Below are 18,860 nucleotides of genomic sequence, written 5' to 3' on the forward strand. Positions count from 1 at the left end.
ATGAAAATCGCACTCATCTCTGACGTTCACGCAAATGAACCCGCGCTCCGAGCAGTTGTAGAGCAGATCCAGTCTCGAGACCCAGATCTCGTTGTGTGTGTCGGTGATATCGTTGGTTATGGTCCCAATCCAGCAGCGTGTCTCGAATTGGTTCGAGACTTCGCAGATATCGTCGTTGCGGGAAACCACGACCGTACCACACAGACGCCAGAGCAATATGCACACCATCCTACTGCCGGTCCTGGACTACAACATGCGGCAGAGGAACTCGACAGTACGCAGCTTCAGTGGCTCCGTGAGCTACCAGACCGCAGCACCATAGGTCAGGAGTCAATTCTGATCGTCCATAGTCATCCAGACCCAGCACGCCAAGGAGCCTATGTTCACCCAGACAAGTTTGAAAACGTCGGCAAGAATGTGGATACAGATTTTCTGATTCTTGGCCACACCCATGTCCAGCATGCAGAGCAGGTTGATGGAACGTTAGTCGTAAATCCGGGGAGTGTCGGTCAACCCAGAGATGGCAATCCAAAGGCGGCATACGCAGTCGTCGACACCACCGATCAGTCTGCAAATCTCCAACGGGTTGCATACGATATCGGTTGTGTTCGTGATGACGTCGAAGCCGCCGGGTTACCGGAGAAAGCGTGGCAACGGCTCCAGGACGGCAACTGAATAGACCAATCTCAATCAGAAGGTGATGAGGGTAGTGATGACTTGAAATCTATTGAATAGATCACGTTATACCCAACTCCGAATTGCTGATTGAAGATGAATTTCTCTGTGGCTGATCGAACCAGTATTATGCTTTGCGAAAATCGGAGTGAGTAATGAGTAAAGTTACTCTCCTCGTACTCGGGAACCTCACTGGCGGGACAGACTCGCTATACCAGGTACGGGAGAAATTGGTTGGCATTGATGGGAGCTTCGATGAGCACGTAGATGCCGCAATCTATACTGGGTCTATAAACCCGGAATACGATCGGCTCGAATTGACGCCAGAAGACGAGTGTCAGCGACTGGAATCGCTCCTTGGCGGACTCGCAGCAGACGTCCCGGTATACATCGTTCCGGGAGAACACTACGAACAAGGGACGACTGCTTCCGTGTTGCGACATGATGAATATGCACCAGCGTCTTCGCTGGATGACGCCTACATCGACGAATTTTCCCAACTTCAGTACGTACCTCTGGACGATATCGAAGAGGTAGGTTCGCTTCCAATTACGCAGAACCCTGCTTTATTAGAAGACGAGGGGATCCTGTTAATGCATTCTTTTCTACCAGAGCTTTACGACTACTACCGAGACAGCGACGGACCAGTCTACGTGAGCGGTTCAGGCTTCCATGGACGTATCGATGGAAACTCTCTGAACACAATGTTCACCACACTAGGCCTCGGACCAGGGGCGGATGCAGTTGAGGGAGGATTCTATCTCATCGATGTCGACTCAACAGGAATAACCAATGTTCAGTTCGAAGGGGTTGACGCCAAGGATATTGGGCGCTGTGAGTGGCACGCCGACAGAGGGCGCCTCCAGACCTCATCACGTATCGGGTGTCCATTCTGTCGCGACCAAGAAGCATATTTCGAGGAACTCCTTCGAGAGAGTGCAGCGAAACAGCGCCAGGCGGGAGAGCGGACACGGATGACCGAGCTCATTGGCTCGCTGTTAGAAGAGGATGTACTTAATGAACGTCAACAGTCGGAGATACGTGAGTATGCACTGGGGCTGACCACTGCCGAGAACGTCTTCGGAGGGCAAGCACTCGGCGGTCGAAAAAATTCCTCGAGTGAAACCCGTAATCCGAGTGATGTGGTCGACAAGCGCTATCTCTTCGCGTCTAGTGAATTGGGCTTCGATTCGGGTGACCTCTACGCCTACTATAGTCGTCACAACGTACTGCGGAAACGGGATACGTCCGCAGCGGACCTCCCAGAACCGGAGGACAAAGATCAACGTGAGCTTGACCAAATTGCGTATTACCAGCTACCGCAAGGTGAGTGGTTACTATTCCCTAACTCTGAGGACGTGAGCGCCGTATGGGAACGCATCGTCTCGCACGTTGCAGATGGGACATTCTATGATGCTCGTGTGGGTACGGAGTGGACTCGACTTGCGCGAGGAAACCAAAGCCATGCAATCCTTGTGGCCGTCCCCAACTACTTCGATTTCGACGACGTCCGCCGAGTCTATAATCGACTCCGACAAATCGAAGGGGTCCCCGTGTACAAGCTCAGCTTCAAGCCACTACTATACTCGATGTACGGGATCGACAGTCGCAACTACAAGCAGTTTGGACTTCCGAGGGCGACTCGATACTCAACAGATGACTTCTGAGTATTATTCAGCCGGCAGACATCTCGTCGTCGAATCTATAGGAATGTCTACGCTCAACGATAAACGGACCGCGTAAGGGTCAAAACTAACATCGCGACCACGAGTGTCCCAACAAGACTCTCAACATAGAGCAGATACCTAACAGGTGGGTCGATAGGCACTCTCGGACTAATTCCCGCAAATGCACTTAGGCTGAGTTCGATATAGCCAGCGGGGCCTTGATAGATCGACGGCAGTTCGGTACTTGAAAGACTATCCGTAAGACCATACAATAGCGGGAAGAGTATGAAAATGAGGCAGAGTGCGGTCCCGATCACCCTTCGGGTCCGCTCACCATATCCCGTTGTGAATTGGAAAAGTTGGTTTTGTATCCTCGCACCTATATTTTCGAGTCGAAGACGAAGCGGCGTGTCGGTAGGAGTTGTTTCGAGGAGTGCATCACGTTTGTACCGCATTTCGTGTTGAAAGAACTTTGCCGACGCAGTGGAGTCACTTACTGCATCGGCTCCATTTTTTGCGTTTCGGTACACACTTTCTTTCTGCTCTGCGCTAAGGCTAGGAGTCACAACGTCGTCGAATCTGTTGCCGATTTGGTGGAGTTTCCACGAGTCCGGGATGTGTCGGCGAGCTCGAATGAACTCGAACCCGTCGAACCGTGTGTTATCAATGAGTAACGTCTCGAAAACCGGGGCAGTCTCTTCTGTCCCGGTCACGGCCACGTCGCCAATACGGGCGTCCGTAAAGTCATACAAGGGTGTGTGTGGCGCAACTTGCTGGATAGATCCGCGGCGGACATCGGCACCAGAGAGCTTCACAACCGGATTTTCGTGACACTGAACCTTGTCCAGCGTTAGTGAGGTGAACTCACCGTCAGCGAAGGTTGCGCCCTCAATGAACTGCGCTCCTGTGAGGTCTGCTTCGCCATGGACTCGAAGTGACTCACCCGAAACCATGTCTACACACTCAACTCCATTGAGTTCGAGGTCATGGTGGAATTTCCCTCGGTCGATGACCAGTGGCCCAGCGAACGTCGTCGTGTCTTCCGAGCGTTCTACTGTAGGTGTCGTCCCGAAAGTTGCCATGCCATGCCATGAGGCTTGGTCAAACCGTGCAACACCCGCTACCGAGACACCGACAAGAGAGACGTCGTCCCGAAACGTCGCCTGCGTAAACAAGAGGTCATCCTCGAACTGCGTCGATTGTCGTTGCTCATCAGCGTCAAAGAATATCCGTCCACCAAAACTTGACTGAGAGAAATCCGCCTGTTCGTGAAAGTGGGCTCCGCGAAAGTATACTCCCTTTTTTCCGAAGGTCGTTCTTTGGAAGTTTGCAGGACCATAGAAGGTCGTTTCTCGGAAATATGTCGTGTGGTCAAGCGTGGCACCATATAACGAGATACGGTCCGCGAATGTCACATCATGGAACCCCAGAAAATCGTCGGCCTGGATTGCGAAGAAGGAAGCTTTCTCGGTGAAGGTTGCGCGCCGGAAGTTAGTCGTCCCACCGAAGGTAGAACGAGAGAAATCAGCTCTATCACCGAATGTAACCTCATGGAACGTCGCCTGCCGTTCAAAGTCAGTATCGCTCGCTTTGAACTTCCCGACAAAGGTGGCCTCAGAAAACTTTGCCTCGTCACGGAATCGAACCTCGTTGAACATCGACTCGTGTTCCACTCGAGCGCCGTCAAAGTTGGCACCACGATTAAACGCCGCCCCCGAGAGTGACAGGCTGTAAAACAGCCCATCACTGAATGTAGCCCGTCTCTCAAACCGTGCCTCATCGAAAGAGCTTGATTGGATTACCGCCAAATTAGTTGCATCAACTGATCGTTCGAAGATTGTCCGCGTCGCATCGAGTTCGCCCACCGAGGCACTTATGAGAAGCAGTGGTGTCCGTATGGTCGCTGACGAGAGTGATAGTCTTCCAGTTATCCGAGCGTGAGTGAGGTCAATGGGATGGCTGTCGGTGGCCTGAAGGGTTGTATACGAAAGATCCAACGACCGGAAGCGTGCCCCGATGAACTCAGTACGACCGTTGTCTTCAATCTCAGAGCAGAACGCCTCTCGTAGATCCTCAGAAGGTGTCGACCGCTCATTGATTGGGGTATGAAACGGACAGCAGCCGTCTTGGACAGGCCGTGGACACTTCCACCAACCGCGTTCAGGTACTTTGTTAAAGCACTCCTTCCACAGTTTAGGGTTAAGAACGAAATCACACATCTCATCACGACTGTCGATTTTTCCAAGGTACCTTTTGTACTGAGATGGCTCAGAGCCATTACTGACCGGCTGGCTCCGAGGCGACTCGATTGAAGTCCCCGAATTCCCATTCAGAAGAGGTCTCTGCAGACCCACCCGGTCGGCAGCCTTCACACCGTCTGGAGACCCATGGTAAACGCCCGCCGACAACTCACTGTCTACCTCTGCCTCTTTGACAGCCATATCGATTGGATCATAGTCTTCGAACGATTCACGGACGGCTTCGACGCTGAACTCGTTATCCTCTCCGACAACCCACACGGTCAAGACAGCCTCCTCACGGACGTGGCCTTCGATGTTGGCCACAAGTTGCTCGCGGTCCAGCTTCGGTCCTTGAACCACCGTGTACTCTTCGAACGGTCGCGTGTCCAACTCGCGCAGGTCCGTCTGGACGCCGTCGTCGTCGACTGTGAGGAGAGTAACGCTCGGCGTGTAATCCTGCTCCGACCGTGAAAGTCGTTCGGTGGCACCTGCGTAGGTGATGGTGGTCTCATCAATGGACATCGTCTGCGTCCGGTGACGGTGACCCAACAAGACGGCGTCGAACTGTACGAACGAGCGTTCCAGAAATGTATTCAAGTCGAATTCGCTGATATCCGCATTTTCGAGTGGTTCAACTGATTGGTGGAGGCACAAGATAGTGTATGGGCTGCCGATGGCTGGCTCAAAGTCAACTGTCCGGCCGTTCCACCATTCCTCATCGTGATAGTCCACTCCGTAAATAGCGGCTCCTTGAACGTCGGATGACGTCGTTGAGAGGTGATTCCCGAGATTAGAGGACTCGAGCTCGGAGATCCAGGCTTGCGGTCGTCCAGTCTCTGTGTGGTCGTGGCTTCCGGCAATGAAGAAGAACGGGATTTTCGCCTCCCGGAGTCGGTGCAGGGCGTTCAGTGCTTGTTCAGGAAGTGATTCTTGCCAATCACTACTGTTCGTTAAATCTCCCGTGTGAATTACACCGTCTACACCCTCATCGATTGCTATCTCGATTGCTTGGACAAATGCGTCCGTCAAATCCCTCCGCCTAGCAGCTGAGCCGTACGAAGTCTGCCCAAGATGTGTATCACTCAGATGGAGAAAACACGGCATTCGTCGGGAGTTTAACGGAATATGATATAAACACTATGGAGATGAAATTGGCAGGGAACGAAACGTTCGGCTGTATCCACAGAGGGGTGGCTTAAACCGCAGTGATTACAGACTATTCAGAAGCTAGTAAATCGATTAGTCCCTCAAGACATACGCTGTCTGCTGAAGCTGCGTGCCAAGTATGGTACATGCTCAGTAGCTCGTTAACACACTGATTTTAGCACCGTGATCGGTCAGATTTATTCGAGAGATAGAATGGAAGGTGTCTCTTCACACTGTTAGGCTGATTGACTTCGTAGAAACCCTAATCTAGATACACGGTAATGTAATCTACATGTGTGCTCAGTTCACTGCTGACGATGATAGCTTAGAGATTGGCTCACGTGTCAGTCTTGTCTATGAATCCGTTCACAGTCAAACAACCATCCAGACTACGGGAAAGGTCGTTGGTACCGATTTGCGGAATCGACCTGTTATCGAGGAAGACGAAGGCCGTGGAGGTGCGTGTGGGACAAGAGTTCGATTGATTGCACTCGACTATAACACGAGTGCCACATTATCAATCCCAAAGCAATACACAATGATTGAGGATGGAGCGGTTGAGTTTGCGCCACGGTATAAAAGAGACCCTTACAAGAACTGGAGACGGACTGGGGAAATAATTTCAATAAACTAACCAAACAGCAGTTGTGAGTATGAAGCTCTGCAGATCCGTGACTTAGCTCCTGAATTACTCTCTTCTATATTCGGCTGTTTTAGTTTCAAGTGACTCGTCACGTCACCGAGTCCTCATAGTGCATCCATATGTTGTATCAATTGGATGCAGATTTGACCTGTTGATTTATTACAAAGCAATTGAATTGCAGACACGTGGCTACCCTTCGAAATAAGACTACTGAATCCGGATCTATCGTGCGTTGGGCGCCGCATCCAAATCATAGTCGTCCAAGCACCTATCAGGTTACTCAACGGGCACTGACGTTTCTTTGTGATGTCGACATCGAAGCACCGAATCCAGGCGATGAGACTGACATCCCATGGGATGTTTGCCGACCGCTACGGCTCCTTGGTGACTTATATTTCAAATCTGAATCTCCAGGGTCAGTGGACACAAAATCCATAGGACGTTCGTCAGTGGCTATTGGAAGAAACCTCAAATCTGAATATCGATATCGACTCCGTCGCTATATCGAAACTCACCCTGGCTACATATCACATGCTAAGCGTCAGTTACAAGGCGACGTCAAGAGTTTGTCAAATTTAGTATCAGACCAGGATGAAGAAACACATGATAATAGTAGCACAGGAACCACAGAAGTTAGTCCATTAACAGATCCACTCACATCACGATCTGTTTCCGAAGTCGATTTTATCCAAATCGGACAAATAACCAGATTCAGCAACGCACACAACGCAATGGTGGAGTCGAGAGCGGGCAAGGAACGCAACATTGCCGGGTTTCCGTCTGAAGCTGAAGGGGATTGGGTAGCAATTACTCCAGGACGAGGATCTTTTTACTTGTGCCTGAGTCCACAATCTTGGGACGAGAATTATCGGGATCATTTTCGTCGTAATGCAGAATATTATGAAAAGCTGACAGGGTTCGATAATCTTAGAAACATACAACGAATATATTCACGCAGTGGAAAATGGCTATCCACAAATTCGATTACTAAAGTCACAATTATCGCTGTTCGGGAAGATATTGGTCTCGCGTACAAAGGACCACACACTGTTATTGTTGAATCACCAGGGGTTCAACCTGAAACAGGCCTTACTGTCGAAATCAAGGAAACATGGGGGACTATTGCTAGAGCGAAGCCCTGTACTGGGAACTCTGAAGAACCCAAAGTTGGAGAGACAATCACCGTTAGTAATATTGTAGAATCTGAAGGGGTGTGCTGGGGAACCACAAACGGACAGTTAGTCCGCCTTCCTGTGAGTTTCAGATCACAGTCGGGAACATTCCAAGTAGGGGTTAAAGAGCGATTTAACGATTATCTTGTCGGTAGTGTTAGGTCTTTGTCGAGAAATGAACGGCCTACAGTAGGAGAGGAGGTAACTGTTCGTAACGGGCAGTTAGTCGAATATGACTCGATTCCTACTGAGTTTCCGACAGGGATTCCGATTTTGGAAGACTCGTATCAGCTCGAAGTAGTAGCTGTAAATAACTCAGGTGCAAGAGTTGAATTCAAAAAACATATCGCAAAAAATCATTGTGTTGGTGAGGACATCATTGTTGATCCTCAAAGGTGGGGACCAGATACTGCAGAGGCAGTTAAATCCCACTGTCCAGTCATAGTCAAAAACTCACGCTACCTTCCAAGAGAGATGCTTAGAGCTACAATCACCGAGTTCAGTAAGGTTGGCATCATCGCAGAGTTCACAGATGTGGAGTCCGCAGAAGACCTAAGCAGACAAAATCCAGAAGAACTCTTCGAGAAAGGTATTCAACAGTTGAGCAATCGGGACTACTCAGATGCAACAACCACATTCGCAGTAGCTCTCGACACCTACGAGAATTCAGAAAAATCAGATAACAAAACTACTGGTCAACTAAGATTCTACGAGTGTTTGAGTTTTGCTGCGGACCAATGTCAGCGAGACTGTATAGATCCCGCACTTAGAAAGCTACGCACCCAATTTGGACCTTCTATCAGTGTGGGATCGGTTATGCGGAATGAAATCGAAGCGCTTCGACTCTCATTGAAGGTTAATCAAATGATTGGCCAGTTGGATAAGTGTAATAGTGCTCAAGCGACCTCGAATCGTTCAATAGCTCGTAAGCATGCAAAGGAAGCTATCGATGAATTCGAGTCTATACGTCACAAGACACAATCAAGTAATTCGGCCAAGGGTTCCGAAAACTCCTTCTTAGAGAACGACCGACAGTATCCACACCCAGTTATCAAGTGGATACTGTATACAGCAGCCGAAGATCTGCTTATTGCGCCTGCTTCTGTTACTGAGTATTTTGAAAAGCACGACTGCGGAGATGTCTATTTCACGGGGGATTCGGAGACTGCCACTGAAAACCCAAAAAATTGTGATCCTGATAACAAGAGCTCGAACACAGAACTAGACACCTCTGCTGAGTCGAAAGAGAAGGTGAAACAAGAACAAACTATAGACCCGATACTGCAGGCACGTAAACAAGCGTATCAGTTCGACATAAAGCAGTTGTCGTACAAGCAGAGAACTCGGAGTGACATCGAAGGAGAAATACCAGAACCAGTTATCGAATATATCCATCTACGCGCCGGTGGATGCTGTGAACAGTGTAAGTCACCAGCCACCTTCGAAGATAGAAACGGTGAACCATATCTTGAGCTTCATCACCAGTCAGAACTAAATACTAACAAAGTGATTAATTCGGATCCAGAGGACATTTTAGCACTGTGTCCGACCTGTCACGCTCGAGCTCATCATAGTGATTGACAGCCGACTCCCCCAAACAAGTCGGGCCTCATTGCAAAGTGATTTCCAGCTTAGTTGGCAATCTCTATTGTACAACGTCGACCCTCCAACCTAAACCGTTATACGTCATTGATTAGCAGTCGTATTTGATACATGTCCCTGCTGCTCGAAAGTGCGCTCGGTCAGTTCGACCCTGACACAGCAGATCTCGTCTCAACAGATGCGTTCGAGGACGATCAGCAACTCGCTAGTCCACTTGCCATCGACGTGATTGCCGACTACGCAACATACCACGACGAACTCAGCGAAAACCTCCAGGGCTACAAGGTTCGGCTCCCACTGCACACTCCAGAAGACGCCGAACTGACCGATGAATACGTCCTATTCTGTGATCATGAGATTCGTGGAACACTCTTTGGTGGTCGCAATGCAGACGGGGACGTCCAGTGGGTCGCTGCAGACACACTCCTCACAGCATCAATCGCAGCACGACTCAGATTCTGGCATCCCGACGAAGTTCCTACAGAGATGCCCTCGTACTTCGAGTCTCCTGTCGACATTGTGGAGCCAGCACAGAATCCACTTGAGAGCAATGAGGAACTCCTCGCTGGGCTTCGGACATACGTAGACAAGGAACGTTCCGCAGAGCGAGCCACAAACTATGACCGACTCCAACGCTCGACAATTCGTGAGCTCGTTGACGACGACGCTGCGGTCATTCCCTCCCTTCGCTGTGATGGCCCCCAAGATGGGGTCTACCAGTTTCGTGTTCAAGACGCCCCATCGTTCGGCGTGACGATTGACCACGACGAAGTGAATCGAACATACTACATCCCAAATCGGTTCGGGATCTATGAGGGCAACGAGGTGCTCATCCATACCCCAGAGGGCGTGACACAACCAGAGTTCCCAGTACGAGCAGTGGTCGAATCAATTCAAGCAACAAGACTCGAACTCGACGTCGACTGGGGTGCAGTTGAATCGAAGTCTAAAGTCGGAGCGGTCCTCAATCGATCCAGAGTTGGCTATGCTCTCACCGGCTTGTTGAACCCAGTTCCATTCAACCGTCAATATGCAGCGATTGACGACCTCCGGACAGATAGTACACTTGCAGCCGTCCTCGCCGGACAACAACCACTCACATTCGACAACAATGGAAAGGCTGCAAGTGAACCACTCGACGACGCCCTCAACCAAGATCAACAGCTTGCCGTTGAATACGCCTTACTCGCCGACCAATTGTTCTGTATCCATGGCCCACCAGGAACAGGAAAAACTCGAACGCTCGTCGAGTTCGTGCGACGGTCAGTGCAAGCAGGTCGTGACGTCCTCGTCTGTGCAGACTCGAATCAAGCAGTCGATAATCTACTGATCGGGAGCAGTACGGAAGATAAGCCAGACAAGGGGTCACTTCACGCGTACGGTCAGCACGGGACTAACGAGTTCGTTACCGAGCGACGGAATGCTCGTCGGTCTAGCCAACCGTTGGTTGAGCAGCGATATCAAACTCGCACCCCAGAGCGCGCTGACGTCGTCGCTACGACGAACAGCAGTGCAGGGAGGATTGCTCGTGACTTCGACGTCGTGGTTATTGATGAAGCAACACAGGCGACCTGTGCGGCGTCCTGTGTTCCTCTGTCTCGTGCAGAGAAGGTTGTCCTTGCGGGTGACCACCGCCAACTACCACCTTACAGCGCAACCGATGAGCCCGCAGCGTCGAAGTATGGGCTCTCACTCTTCGAGCACATCTATGCTGACGGAGGCGTCTACGAGGATGTTGGGGTGCAACTGCAGACCCAATACCGGATGCACAAGAATATCGCATATTACCCAAATCGAGCGTTCTATAATCGGACGCTCAGGAATGGTCGGCGCGTTCCAGAACTGGATCGCTATCCACCGACGCTCTTGTACTCTATCGGTGGACGAGAAGAGCAGGTCGAACACTCGTGGCGTAATGAGACCGAGGCGAATCTGGTTGCAGTCTTAGTTAAACAACTCTTGAGCGATGGTGTGTCTCCTCGTGAGATCGGTGTCATCACGCCGTATCAAGCACAGACCACAGCAATTCAGAGCCGACTCAGGTCTCTCGATGAAGCCCGAGAGGTTGGTGTCGACACGATCGACTCCTTCCAGGGAAGCGAACGTGAAGTCATCCTCATCTCATTCGTCCGAAGTAACAAACACGGCGACATTGGATTCCTTGGACGTCCAGAGGACGGGCCACGACGTCTGAACGTCGCGATGACACGTGCGAAACGTCACTGTGCTCTCATTGGTGACTGGAATACACTCAGAGGACACCGTCACGAGGAACCTGCGCATGGATGTGTTGATCTCTACCGGGATCTGTACAACATCATGGAGGAGTCGAGTCATGGCAGTAGTAAACGACCACGGGCGCGGTGGCCCGTGGCTTTTGTTGTTCCCTCAGCCTACGTTGTAAGCACTCCACGCGAAGCGATTTCACGGGATGAGGATGGGCGGTTTACAGAGCGCCCCGACCCGGCCAGACGCACCAACCGAATTTGTGGTTGGGTTTTGTGAGTCCGGTAATTAACCGATTCAACATCTACGCCAGCGTGTTTCGCCCACGCTCTCCACGCCACATTCACACTCGCGTTTCGGTCAGCATGGTCTTGCTGAACCGCACACGAATCATTCGTACACCGGAACCGTCGCCCCTGACGGTAGCCTCGGTGTCCACAGCACGAACACGACTTCGAGTTGTACGGCGACTCCACAGCCTCACACGGAATCTGATTCCACGTCGCTTTGTAGCGAACCTGTTGCTCGAACTTGTGGAACGGTAGTTTGTGCAGACGCCGATTCATGTACGTACCGTACTTGATAGCGTCTCGAATCTCGCTCAAGTCCTCGAACACGATCACAGGGTTCGAGAGCTGTTGGGCGAACTCCACCACGACACGGGACATTCGGTGAAGAACCCACTCTGTGTAGCGTTCTTCTTTCTCTCCGAGTTGGTGGTGAATGGAGTGTTGGCCGTGTTCTTGACAGCGTTTTGTGATGGTGTGGTAGCGTTGGCGTTCGGCTTTCACCGAGCCGTAGTCAAGCACGAGTGTTCCGAGCGTGTCCATCGTCTCACGGTTAAGAGCGGTGAGAGCGATGTTGCGCTCGTTAATATCGACGCCGACGAGTGTGTCAGCGTCTTCGGGTTCAGGCACTTCGATTTCTGTTTTGACCGTGACGTGTAGGTAGTACACGCCATCTCGGTACAGAAGTTCGGCCTGCCCCAACGACCACTCATCTTCAGTCAAGGCTGACTCAATCAACGCGAGGTCTTCAGGTCGTCCTCGAAGATGTCCTTTCACCTTCTTGTACGGCTTCGGACTCACACGAAAGGCTACGCGGTCTTCCTCATCGTTGTAGGTGAGTCGATAACCTTCGGTGTGCGCCATGACGAGCGGGTAGGCTCCTTTTTTGTCCGTGGCGGGTGGCGACGGTTTCCCGACGTTGGTGTCGTCTTGGTCGTGCCACCAGTTGAGGAGTTCTTTGTAAGAGTCCCACGCTTGCAGAGCCTTAGCGACGACCGCACACTTGTTGTTCCGAAGGAAGCCGTCGCGGTCAACCTCTCGTTGAATCTCGGTCTTGTTGTATCCGTCTTGTTTGAGTCGGAGTGTGTCGTTGGAGATGTCTCGTGCAGTGAAGCGGGCATCTTTGAGCCACGACCGCTCACCAGACTCTATGCAGAGCCGAGTGCGTGCGGTCTTCGTGACTTCTTCGATACCCATCCCTTGACTATCGAATCAAATGATAATAAACGTAGGGATTCGGATGGAAGAGTACGGGAGTCACGCACATTCGATTAGTTCGTGTAAGTATCACTTCGTGTGGTGTCCGAAGTACCGACACCCCGTACTGGGACTTGTCCAAGACGAGGTGACAGAGTTGTTCACGGAGACAGCCGACCACTTCGGACACGAGATACTTGCGTTGGAAATCGCGGATGACCACGTACACTTGTTCGTCCAGACTGACCCAAAGCACAGTCCGGCTGATGTTGCTCGGCAATTCAAGTCGTACTCTGGAAAGCATATCCTCGAACGGCGTCCTGAAATCCGAGAATCGTACTTCTGGGGTGGTGGATTCTGGAAAGTAGGCTACTACGTCGGGACTACCGGGGTGGTATCCGAAGAAGTTGTTCAGCGGTACATCGAACAGACTGAACATTAAGTGGAGTGTCGGGCTTCACCCCCGCGTCCGGTGACGCGGGGAACTCGCCCTTGAGACCAGTTTAGAACTCCGGCCCCCGACCTGTTGCCAAATCTGTAGTTGTCGTATATCGCTGACCCACCATTCCAAGTCAGGTTCACACATTCTGAGGGATGGTTTCTATCCATCAATATTTTCAGAATCCAATTGACCTCTTCAATCTCAGAAATTATATACTGCTAGCGAATACCCTGACTTGACATGCCAGAAAGCGACGCGCCACACGTCGATTATTACCCGTCGAGTTGGACCGAGTATGCCGATGACGAATATCTCGTAGAATGGGTGTACAATGATGATGAGACGATTATTGTGAGGGTTGACGGGACTATGAGTGCGGAGTACTATTCAGTCGCTGCGATTACCGGAGTCAATGACCGAGGCGAGGAGTTCCTTGCGAATCAGATGAACCAGCTGGACGAGCAATCTGCATTTGAAACCGCGGGACTGCTTCTGTATGCAATGAATGGAACCGCCGGTCGAATTGCTGGAAAGGACGAGTTCTGTGGAGATCAGGTATAGACAATTCAAACAATTAACCTGGGGTAAGTGCATTCGCGACGTAAATGGTGAGTGGCTCTGCGGACACACCAAATCATGACGACGGTCGTGGGCTGTACTCAGCACGACTCCAGAAGCCGACTCATTTACCGTCAAAAGAGGTATGCTATATTTGTGCGAGGAACTCAGTGCCCGTCAATAGGCTTCTTTAGCTTCCAATGAGCCATTCGTTGTATGACCGGTCACGAGTCAGACGAACAACTGAGACTCATCACGTGGAATGTTGAACGGGCCTCGGTCAGTAGATTTACGGATCAACTAACGGCCCTCCAAGAGCGGGCACCAGATATCCTCGCGTTACAGGAAGTTGGTGTGAAAGCGAGTCGTCAGCCACGCCAGTTACTACGCCAGCACGGGTTCAAATACAGTGCACACAGCCATGAGTTCCGACTTGACGATCCAGGCACTAGTTCCGGCTGTGCGTTCGCAAGTCGATGGCCGTTTCGGGTACTTCCGCCAGAAACCTTCGAGATGCCGTATAAACATCAAGCGCTTTCTGCGGAATTTTTCACTCCATTTGGCCGAGTCGAAGGCCACACCGTCCACGTCCTTCCGGGCAGTCAATATGGAGAAACGAAACCAGAAATGTTCAGAGCGATCTACGAACGGCTCGCCGTTAAGAACCCACCGGACTACCGATTTCTTTGCGGCGATTTCAACTCTCCTAAGAAGGAAAGCGATGATGGTGAGGTGACGGTCTGGGGAAGCAACGAAGACTGGATTGAGGCTGAACGGAGCGTGATGGTAGACTTGACAGCCTACGACCTCATTGATGCGTATCGAGTCGTCAATGGATACGGTGACGACGCTTACAGCTGGGTAGCCGAAAACCGAGGCAATGAATTCCCGCGACGGTTCGATCACGTCTTCGCCAGCCAGCAGTTACACGCAACCGAGGCAGCCTATCTCCACGAGTACGACGGACTCTCAGACCACACGCCATTAGAGGTTATCTTTACTCCGCAGGATGGCTTACACGAGTCTGCGGAAAAGATTGAACGCAATAACTACATGCCACCTGAGAATCAGACTATAGAGGCGTCCAATCCCACTATGTCTATTGACGGACTAACCTACAAAGACGACGTCCGTATGATCGACCCTGATGACAATTACCGTCGAGGTCGGTTCAAAGTGGGATGGAGAAACACTGACGATGGTACTGAGATGGGCGAAGAAGTATTGAACCAACTCACCTGGGAAAATCTTGGATGGCGGCTCGGTAAATTGTTTGATGATACGTCAGAGGACCTCATAGAAGAGTTGTACGAGTGGTGCGTCAAACAGCAATTAGATAGTCCCCACGAGAACTGACGTTCCGTACCACAAGGATTGGTTGACTGGTAAATGCGTTGTACTCAGCTTACGGCTTAATCTTCGCACGAATTATTCCCCGAGTGTTAACCAACACTGGGCCGCTATACTGCCAAGCGTTGGTTAAGGCAAGCCGCAGGTGGTCAACGGTGAGTCTGTTAGTGGATTCTTCACAAAGCCTGCTGGACCCGTCGCATCAGCGAAGGGGATGAATTGTAAATCGGGCAGATAGTCAAGTGATATCGAGTTAATTATCAAGAGATTGATCTCAGGAGGGCCGTTCGGGGAGGTACAATACCGTAAGAAGCGTCAATGGCTAATGCCGCTCTTACAAAAACCCGACAGTATCTCAATCACAGCTGATGGTGGCACATACTCGTGTGCGAGAGTTCGCACTGGTTCACACACCAACGGCACGATACCAACCATCGGACTAGAACTATATCTGCGCGGACAACTCGCTGTTGACTTCGGCGGCCGTGTCGAAATAGAACTTAGAGCGACTCCCGGATCTCTGACTCGGATTGGGCAAACTGAGCCCAGCTAGCGTCATCCACGATTCGAAGAGTGATTTGCTGTGATTCCTTGATGCGCTCCACTACGTCCTCTTTGCTGAGCGTGTTCGTGCGTGGAGGAGCAGGGTGTGGAGCGATTGCCTCAATCCATTCTCCGTCGATGTATCGAATTCCGAAGTGCTCACCAGCGGTCAACAACATCCGGTCTGTTGTTCTCACCGTCTGTAGAATCTCCTCAGGGTCAGAGAGATGTGATCCCAGATTTCGCGCTTGGCTTCTCGATTCCGTTCCCGCTTTGCTTTTCAAATAGTCGGTAAGTTCGTCTGCACAATCTCGACAGAGATGTTGTCGAGGAATACTCGCCGGGCGCGGCCCGTCGACATAATTGACAATTGGTTTGTGTACGATTTCACAGCCGGTCATCCCTAATTCTGTATCACACCACGAACAGGATACGGAGTCAGTCATCGATTAAGACAGACTGTTGACTCGATAAATACCTATCTCTGGTTACTGCGGGAATTCGTATACTGTGGCTCTGCCCATTCAAGCAGCGTCGTTTCAGTATCAGACTCCATTTCGCGCTCTAATTCACGTGGGTTCGGCGCAGGGAACGTAACCACAGACTCTGGCTTCGACACCTCGTCTACAATCTCCTCAAGTTCACTGAATACGTCAGGAGCCGTGCTGCCGGAGATTGAACACCAGCTACGAGAGCGAGTGATCGCGACGAATGCTTGGTTGCGCCGTTGGACAGCGTTTCCACGGCGTGAGTCGTCCTCCACGTTGTCGATCTGGGTAACGTCGCACTGAACTCCAGGGCCGAGTCGCAACGCCCGTCGTAGGAGCCGAGCGAGTATATCTCTGGGTTGACTTCCAACTCAGAGCCTTCGATAAGACGACTGGAGAGCAAGCGTGGGCCACTACACTTCGGGGTTCACGACACGAGTATCCGAACGTCGCCGTCGACAATGGCCAGTGTATCACGCTCACACAGAACCCAGGACAGTATCCAAGGGTGGTTGCACTTGATGCAGCCAGTGGCGACGAACAATGGCAGGGACCACACACCCACACTGTCGACTATGACCCGCTCTCGGTGACTGCGACACATGTTCACGTCCCGATCGAAGAGTCGCACGAACTCGGCATGCTTGACCGCAGAGATGGGTCGATAGTCGAAACGTGGACGCTTCCGGGCCATCCAGTGACAGGGGTTGCAATTGATGACGGCAGTGGTGTCTTGGTGACGCGATCGGAGACAGCGCCTTCAATTACAGTGCTCAACTAGTGACAGTCGAGGGGATTTCACTATCCCCACGATTCTCTGCAGCTCTCTTCTCATCATCACCAACTGATTCGCTGTCCGTAGCCCCAGGCAACTCTGCTCGTGATTGTTCTTTGGCGTCGAAGTCAATGACGCGCTGTTCTTTCGGGAGGGTTCGTACCTCAATTCCTCGCCAGTCGTTATCCACACCAACAAGCGCTTCCGAGTACCCAACTTCCTCGCTGCCTAACACAGCGTTCTGCACGTACCGCATTTGGGCATGGTTCAATCCAAACTCGTTCGCCCAGTGTTCGTCCATGCCATCGAGTTGGTGGAACTGCTTGACCGCACACTGATCGAGAATCGCTTCCGACTCGTCGTGCTGGAAGAACTCGTCGACGGTCTGGGTCACGAGTCGAATCGAGAGGTCGTGATGGCGGTGATGTCTGAACACCGTCTCTAAGAATTGCAGGGTCGCCGTGTCCTGCATGATATAGCGGGCTTCGTCGATGACGAACACGATCTCTTTGTCCGTCTCTTTTGCCCGTTCATAGACGAGCGAAATGAGGAGTTGCATGATGAGGCTCGTACTCCCACCAACGCTGCCGTCTTTTTGTCCGAAGTCGAAGTAGATGATGTCCTCATCACGAATATCGAACTCCGTCTGCTTCCCGAGATTCGCGTACCGGCCGCCCTCCTCGAATGGTCGGAACTGATCGAGCAGCCACTTCGCATCATCTCGAATCTTCTCGGCTTCAGCATCAGAGCGAACCACGAACGCTTCGGGCTCCTCAATCATCTCCTCGAAGACGTCCATCATCTCACGCAATGTCGGGCTCTCATTGTCGTGCGTATCGATGTCGTCAGTAATTTCCTTGCGAGCATACGCCTCATCGCGTGCTGTCTCAACCGTCGTCAGTCGATCACCGAGTTCGATATTTCTGAGTGCGAAGAAGTTCATCAGGAAGCTCAACGCGTCGTCTTTCTTGTCTTTGAACGGACTGGCGTCCTCACCCATCGCCCGCTGCACACGATCAGGCGTTGGCTTCAGCTCCAGTGGATTCTGTCCCATATTCCCACCAACCGTGATGCGTTCTGCACCGAGGGCTTCTGCGACTCCGGTCCAGTTGTTCAGGGGTTCGAGGATGATTCCAATCCGGTCCTCGCTTTGTTCGATGGAGCGGATGAAGTTCTGTTTCGATCCAAAGGACTTGCCCGAACCGGGATCGCCAATGGTGAACATCGCATAGCCGTTCTCACGAGCGAACGGGTCTATCACGACGGGATTGCGATTGTCTTTGTGAACCCCGAACTCGACGCCACCCTCTTCGAGAATCGTCACGTTATGCGGTGAGGCGAGCAATGCGCCAACGGCTCCACCCAATGCAAATGCTTCCCGGCCAAACTGGTTCGGTCCAACGGGCGCTGCAGACTGCAACGCGAGATCCTGCTTGCAGAGTGCAGTTTTTGGCATAAAGCCAGCGAGGTGGCCACGCACTGTACTGCGAACACGTCGTACCGACTCACGGAGTTTCTCTTGGGTATTAGCGCGTATAGTGACGAACATCGCTTGGTCGAACACGCGAGCTCCGCCCTCGACTGCAGTGTAGGTGGCAGCAGCTTCACTGGCACGGTCTTGGAGGTACACACCACGTACAGAGTGTTCGAGATCCGCATCGGCTTGCAGGCTGTCTGCAGCCTTTTGGAGTTCATCACGCGCCGCTTGCTGATTCTTCGGCGTGATATAAGCCTGATTTGTTAAAACAGAAATTGAATTCGGGTCCCTCGTTCGGCAGTCCCGAAAGCAAAGAACCCATTTATCAAGACTCACCATGTCTGATAAATGCCCTCCAGGCGAGCATTTCTC

General features: G+C 51.6%; 10 protein-coding genes and 1 pseudogene. 8 read left to right on the forward strand and 3 right to left on the reverse strand.

What is annotated here, in order from left to right; translation table 11 throughout:
• Together AUR64_RS19800 and AUR64_RS01440 are read left to right on the forward strand one after the other, a co-directional pair.
• Positions 1–675 (forward strand): metallophosphoesterase family protein, encoded by a 675-nt coding sequence (locus tag AUR64_RS19800; RefSeq protein WP_082230528.1) that lies wholly within the window; start codon positions 1–3, stop codon positions 673–675.
• A gap of 155 nt (positions 676–830) precedes the next feature.
• The gene (locus AUR64_RS01440; RefSeq protein WP_058580173.1) at positions 831–2,342 is read left to right on the forward strand and encodes a putative phosphothreonine lyase domain-containing protein; all 1,512 of its coding nucleotides are present in this window, start codon (positions 831–833) and stop codon (positions 2,340–2,342) included.
• A gap of 53 nt (positions 2,343–2,395) precedes the next feature.
• Here AUR64_RS01440 and AUR64_RS19805 read toward each other — a convergent pair whose 3' ends face one another.
• Positions 2,396–5,686 (reverse strand): pentapeptide repeat-containing protein, encoded by a 3,291-nt coding sequence (locus AUR64_RS19805; protein ID WP_082230529.1) that lies wholly within the window; start codon positions 5,684–5,686, stop codon positions 2,396–2,398.
• A gap of 1,104 nt (positions 5,687–6,790) precedes the next feature.
• Between AUR64_RS19805 and AUR64_RS20335 the strand changes: the two genes are divergently transcribed.
• A complete protein-coding gene (locus AUR64_RS20335; protein WP_155120441.1) occupies positions 6,791–9,124 on the forward strand; it encodes an HNH endonuclease signature motif containing protein in 2,334 nt (777 codons plus the stop codon).
• A gap of 132 nt (positions 9,125–9,256) precedes the next feature.
• On the forward strand, positions 9,257–11,650 hold the full coding sequence (locus AUR64_RS19810) for an AAA domain-containing protein (protein WP_082230530.1): 2,394 nt from the start codon (positions 9,257–9,259) through the stop codon (positions 11,648–11,650).
• Here the strand turns inward: AUR64_RS19810 and AUR64_RS01465 are convergent.
• The gene (locus AUR64_RS01465; protein ID WP_058580178.1) at positions 11,539–12,855 is read right to left on the reverse strand and encodes an RNA-guided endonuclease TnpB family protein; all 1,317 of its coding nucleotides are present in this window, start codon (positions 12,853–12,855) and stop codon (positions 11,539–11,541) included. The genes AUR64_RS19810 and AUR64_RS01465 overlap by 112 nt on opposite strands.
• Before the next feature lie 43 nt (positions 12,856–12,898).
• Between AUR64_RS01465 and tnpA the strand changes: the two genes are divergently transcribed.
• The 4 genes and pseudogenes from tnpA to AUR64_RS21340 form a co-directional block, all read left to right on the forward strand.
• Positions 12,899–13,297: an IS200/IS605 family transposase gene (tnpA, locus tag AUR64_RS01470; RefSeq protein WP_058580235.1), complete on the forward strand. Its 399-nt coding sequence runs from the start codon at positions 12,899–12,901 to the stop codon at positions 13,295–13,297.
• A 240-nt stretch (positions 13,298–13,537) separates the two neighbouring features.
• The gene (locus AUR64_RS01475) at positions 13,538–13,858 is read left to right on the forward strand and encodes a hypothetical protein (RefSeq protein WP_058580179.1); all 321 of its coding nucleotides are present in this window, start codon (positions 13,538–13,540) and stop codon (positions 13,856–13,858) included.
• 213 nt (positions 13,859–14,071) lie between these two features.
• A complete protein-coding gene (locus tag AUR64_RS19815) occupies positions 14,072–15,211 on the forward strand; it encodes an endonuclease/exonuclease/phosphatase family protein (RefSeq protein ID WP_082230531.1) in 1,140 nt (379 codons plus the stop codon).
• A gap of 1,353 nt (positions 15,212–16,564) precedes the next feature.
• Positions 16,565–17,017 (forward strand): annotated as a pseudogene (locus AUR64_RS21340) (outer membrane protein assembly factor BamB family protein); the annotation flags it as partial.
• On the opposite strand, the gene AUR64_RS01495 reads toward AUR64_RS21340, so the two are convergent.
• Positions 17,010–18,827, reverse strand: a complete 1,818-nt coding sequence (locus AUR64_RS01495; protein WP_240479562.1) for a VirB4 family type IV secretion system protein — start codon at positions 18,825–18,827, stop codon at positions 17,010–17,012. The pseudogene AUR64_RS21340 and the gene AUR64_RS01495 overlap by 8 nt on opposite strands.
• Positions 18,828–18,860: the final 33 nt, after the last annotated feature.

Source organism: Haloprofundus marisrubri (genome assembly GCF_001469955.1).
Lineage (GTDB): Archaea > Halobacteriota > Halobacteria > Halobacteriales > Haloferacaceae > Haloprofundus > Haloprofundus marisrubri.

Excerpts from the sequence above, each read along its gene's own strand:
- AUR64_RS19800 (WP_082230528.1), top strand. The coding sequence starts at position 1 with ATGAAAATCGCACTCATCTCTGACGTTCACGCAAATGAACCCGCGCTC.
- tnpA (WP_058580235.1), top strand. The coding sequence starts at position 12,899 with ATGGAAGAGTACGGGAGTCACGCACATTCGATTAGTTCGTGTAAGTAT.
- AUR64_RS01495 (WP_240479562.1), bottom strand. The coding sequence starts at position 18,827 with ATGGTGAGTCTTGATAAATGGGTTCTTTGCTTTCGGGACTGCCGAACG.
- AUR64_RS19815 (WP_082230531.1), top strand. The coding sequence starts at position 14,072 with ATGACCGGTCACGAGTCAGACGAACAACTGAGACTCATCACGTGGAAT.
- AUR64_RS19810 (WP_082230530.1), top strand. The coding sequence starts at position 9,257 with ATGTCCCTGCTGCTCGAAAGTGCGCTCGGTCAGTTCGACCCTGACACA.
- AUR64_RS01465 (WP_058580178.1), bottom strand. The coding sequence starts at position 12,855 with ATGGGTATCGAAGAAGTCACGAAGACCGCACGCACTCGGCTCTGCATA.
- AUR64_RS01475 (WP_058580179.1), top strand. The coding sequence starts at position 13,538 with ATGCCAGAAAGCGACGCGCCACACGTCGATTATTACCCGTCGAGTTGG.
- AUR64_RS19805 (WP_082230529.1), bottom strand. The coding sequence starts at position 5,686 with ATGCCGTGTTTTCTCCATCTGAGTGATACACATCTTGGGCAGACTTCG.
- AUR64_RS01440 (WP_058580173.1), top strand. The coding sequence starts at position 831 with ATGAGTAAAGTTACTCTCCTCGTACTCGGGAACCTCACTGGCGGGACA.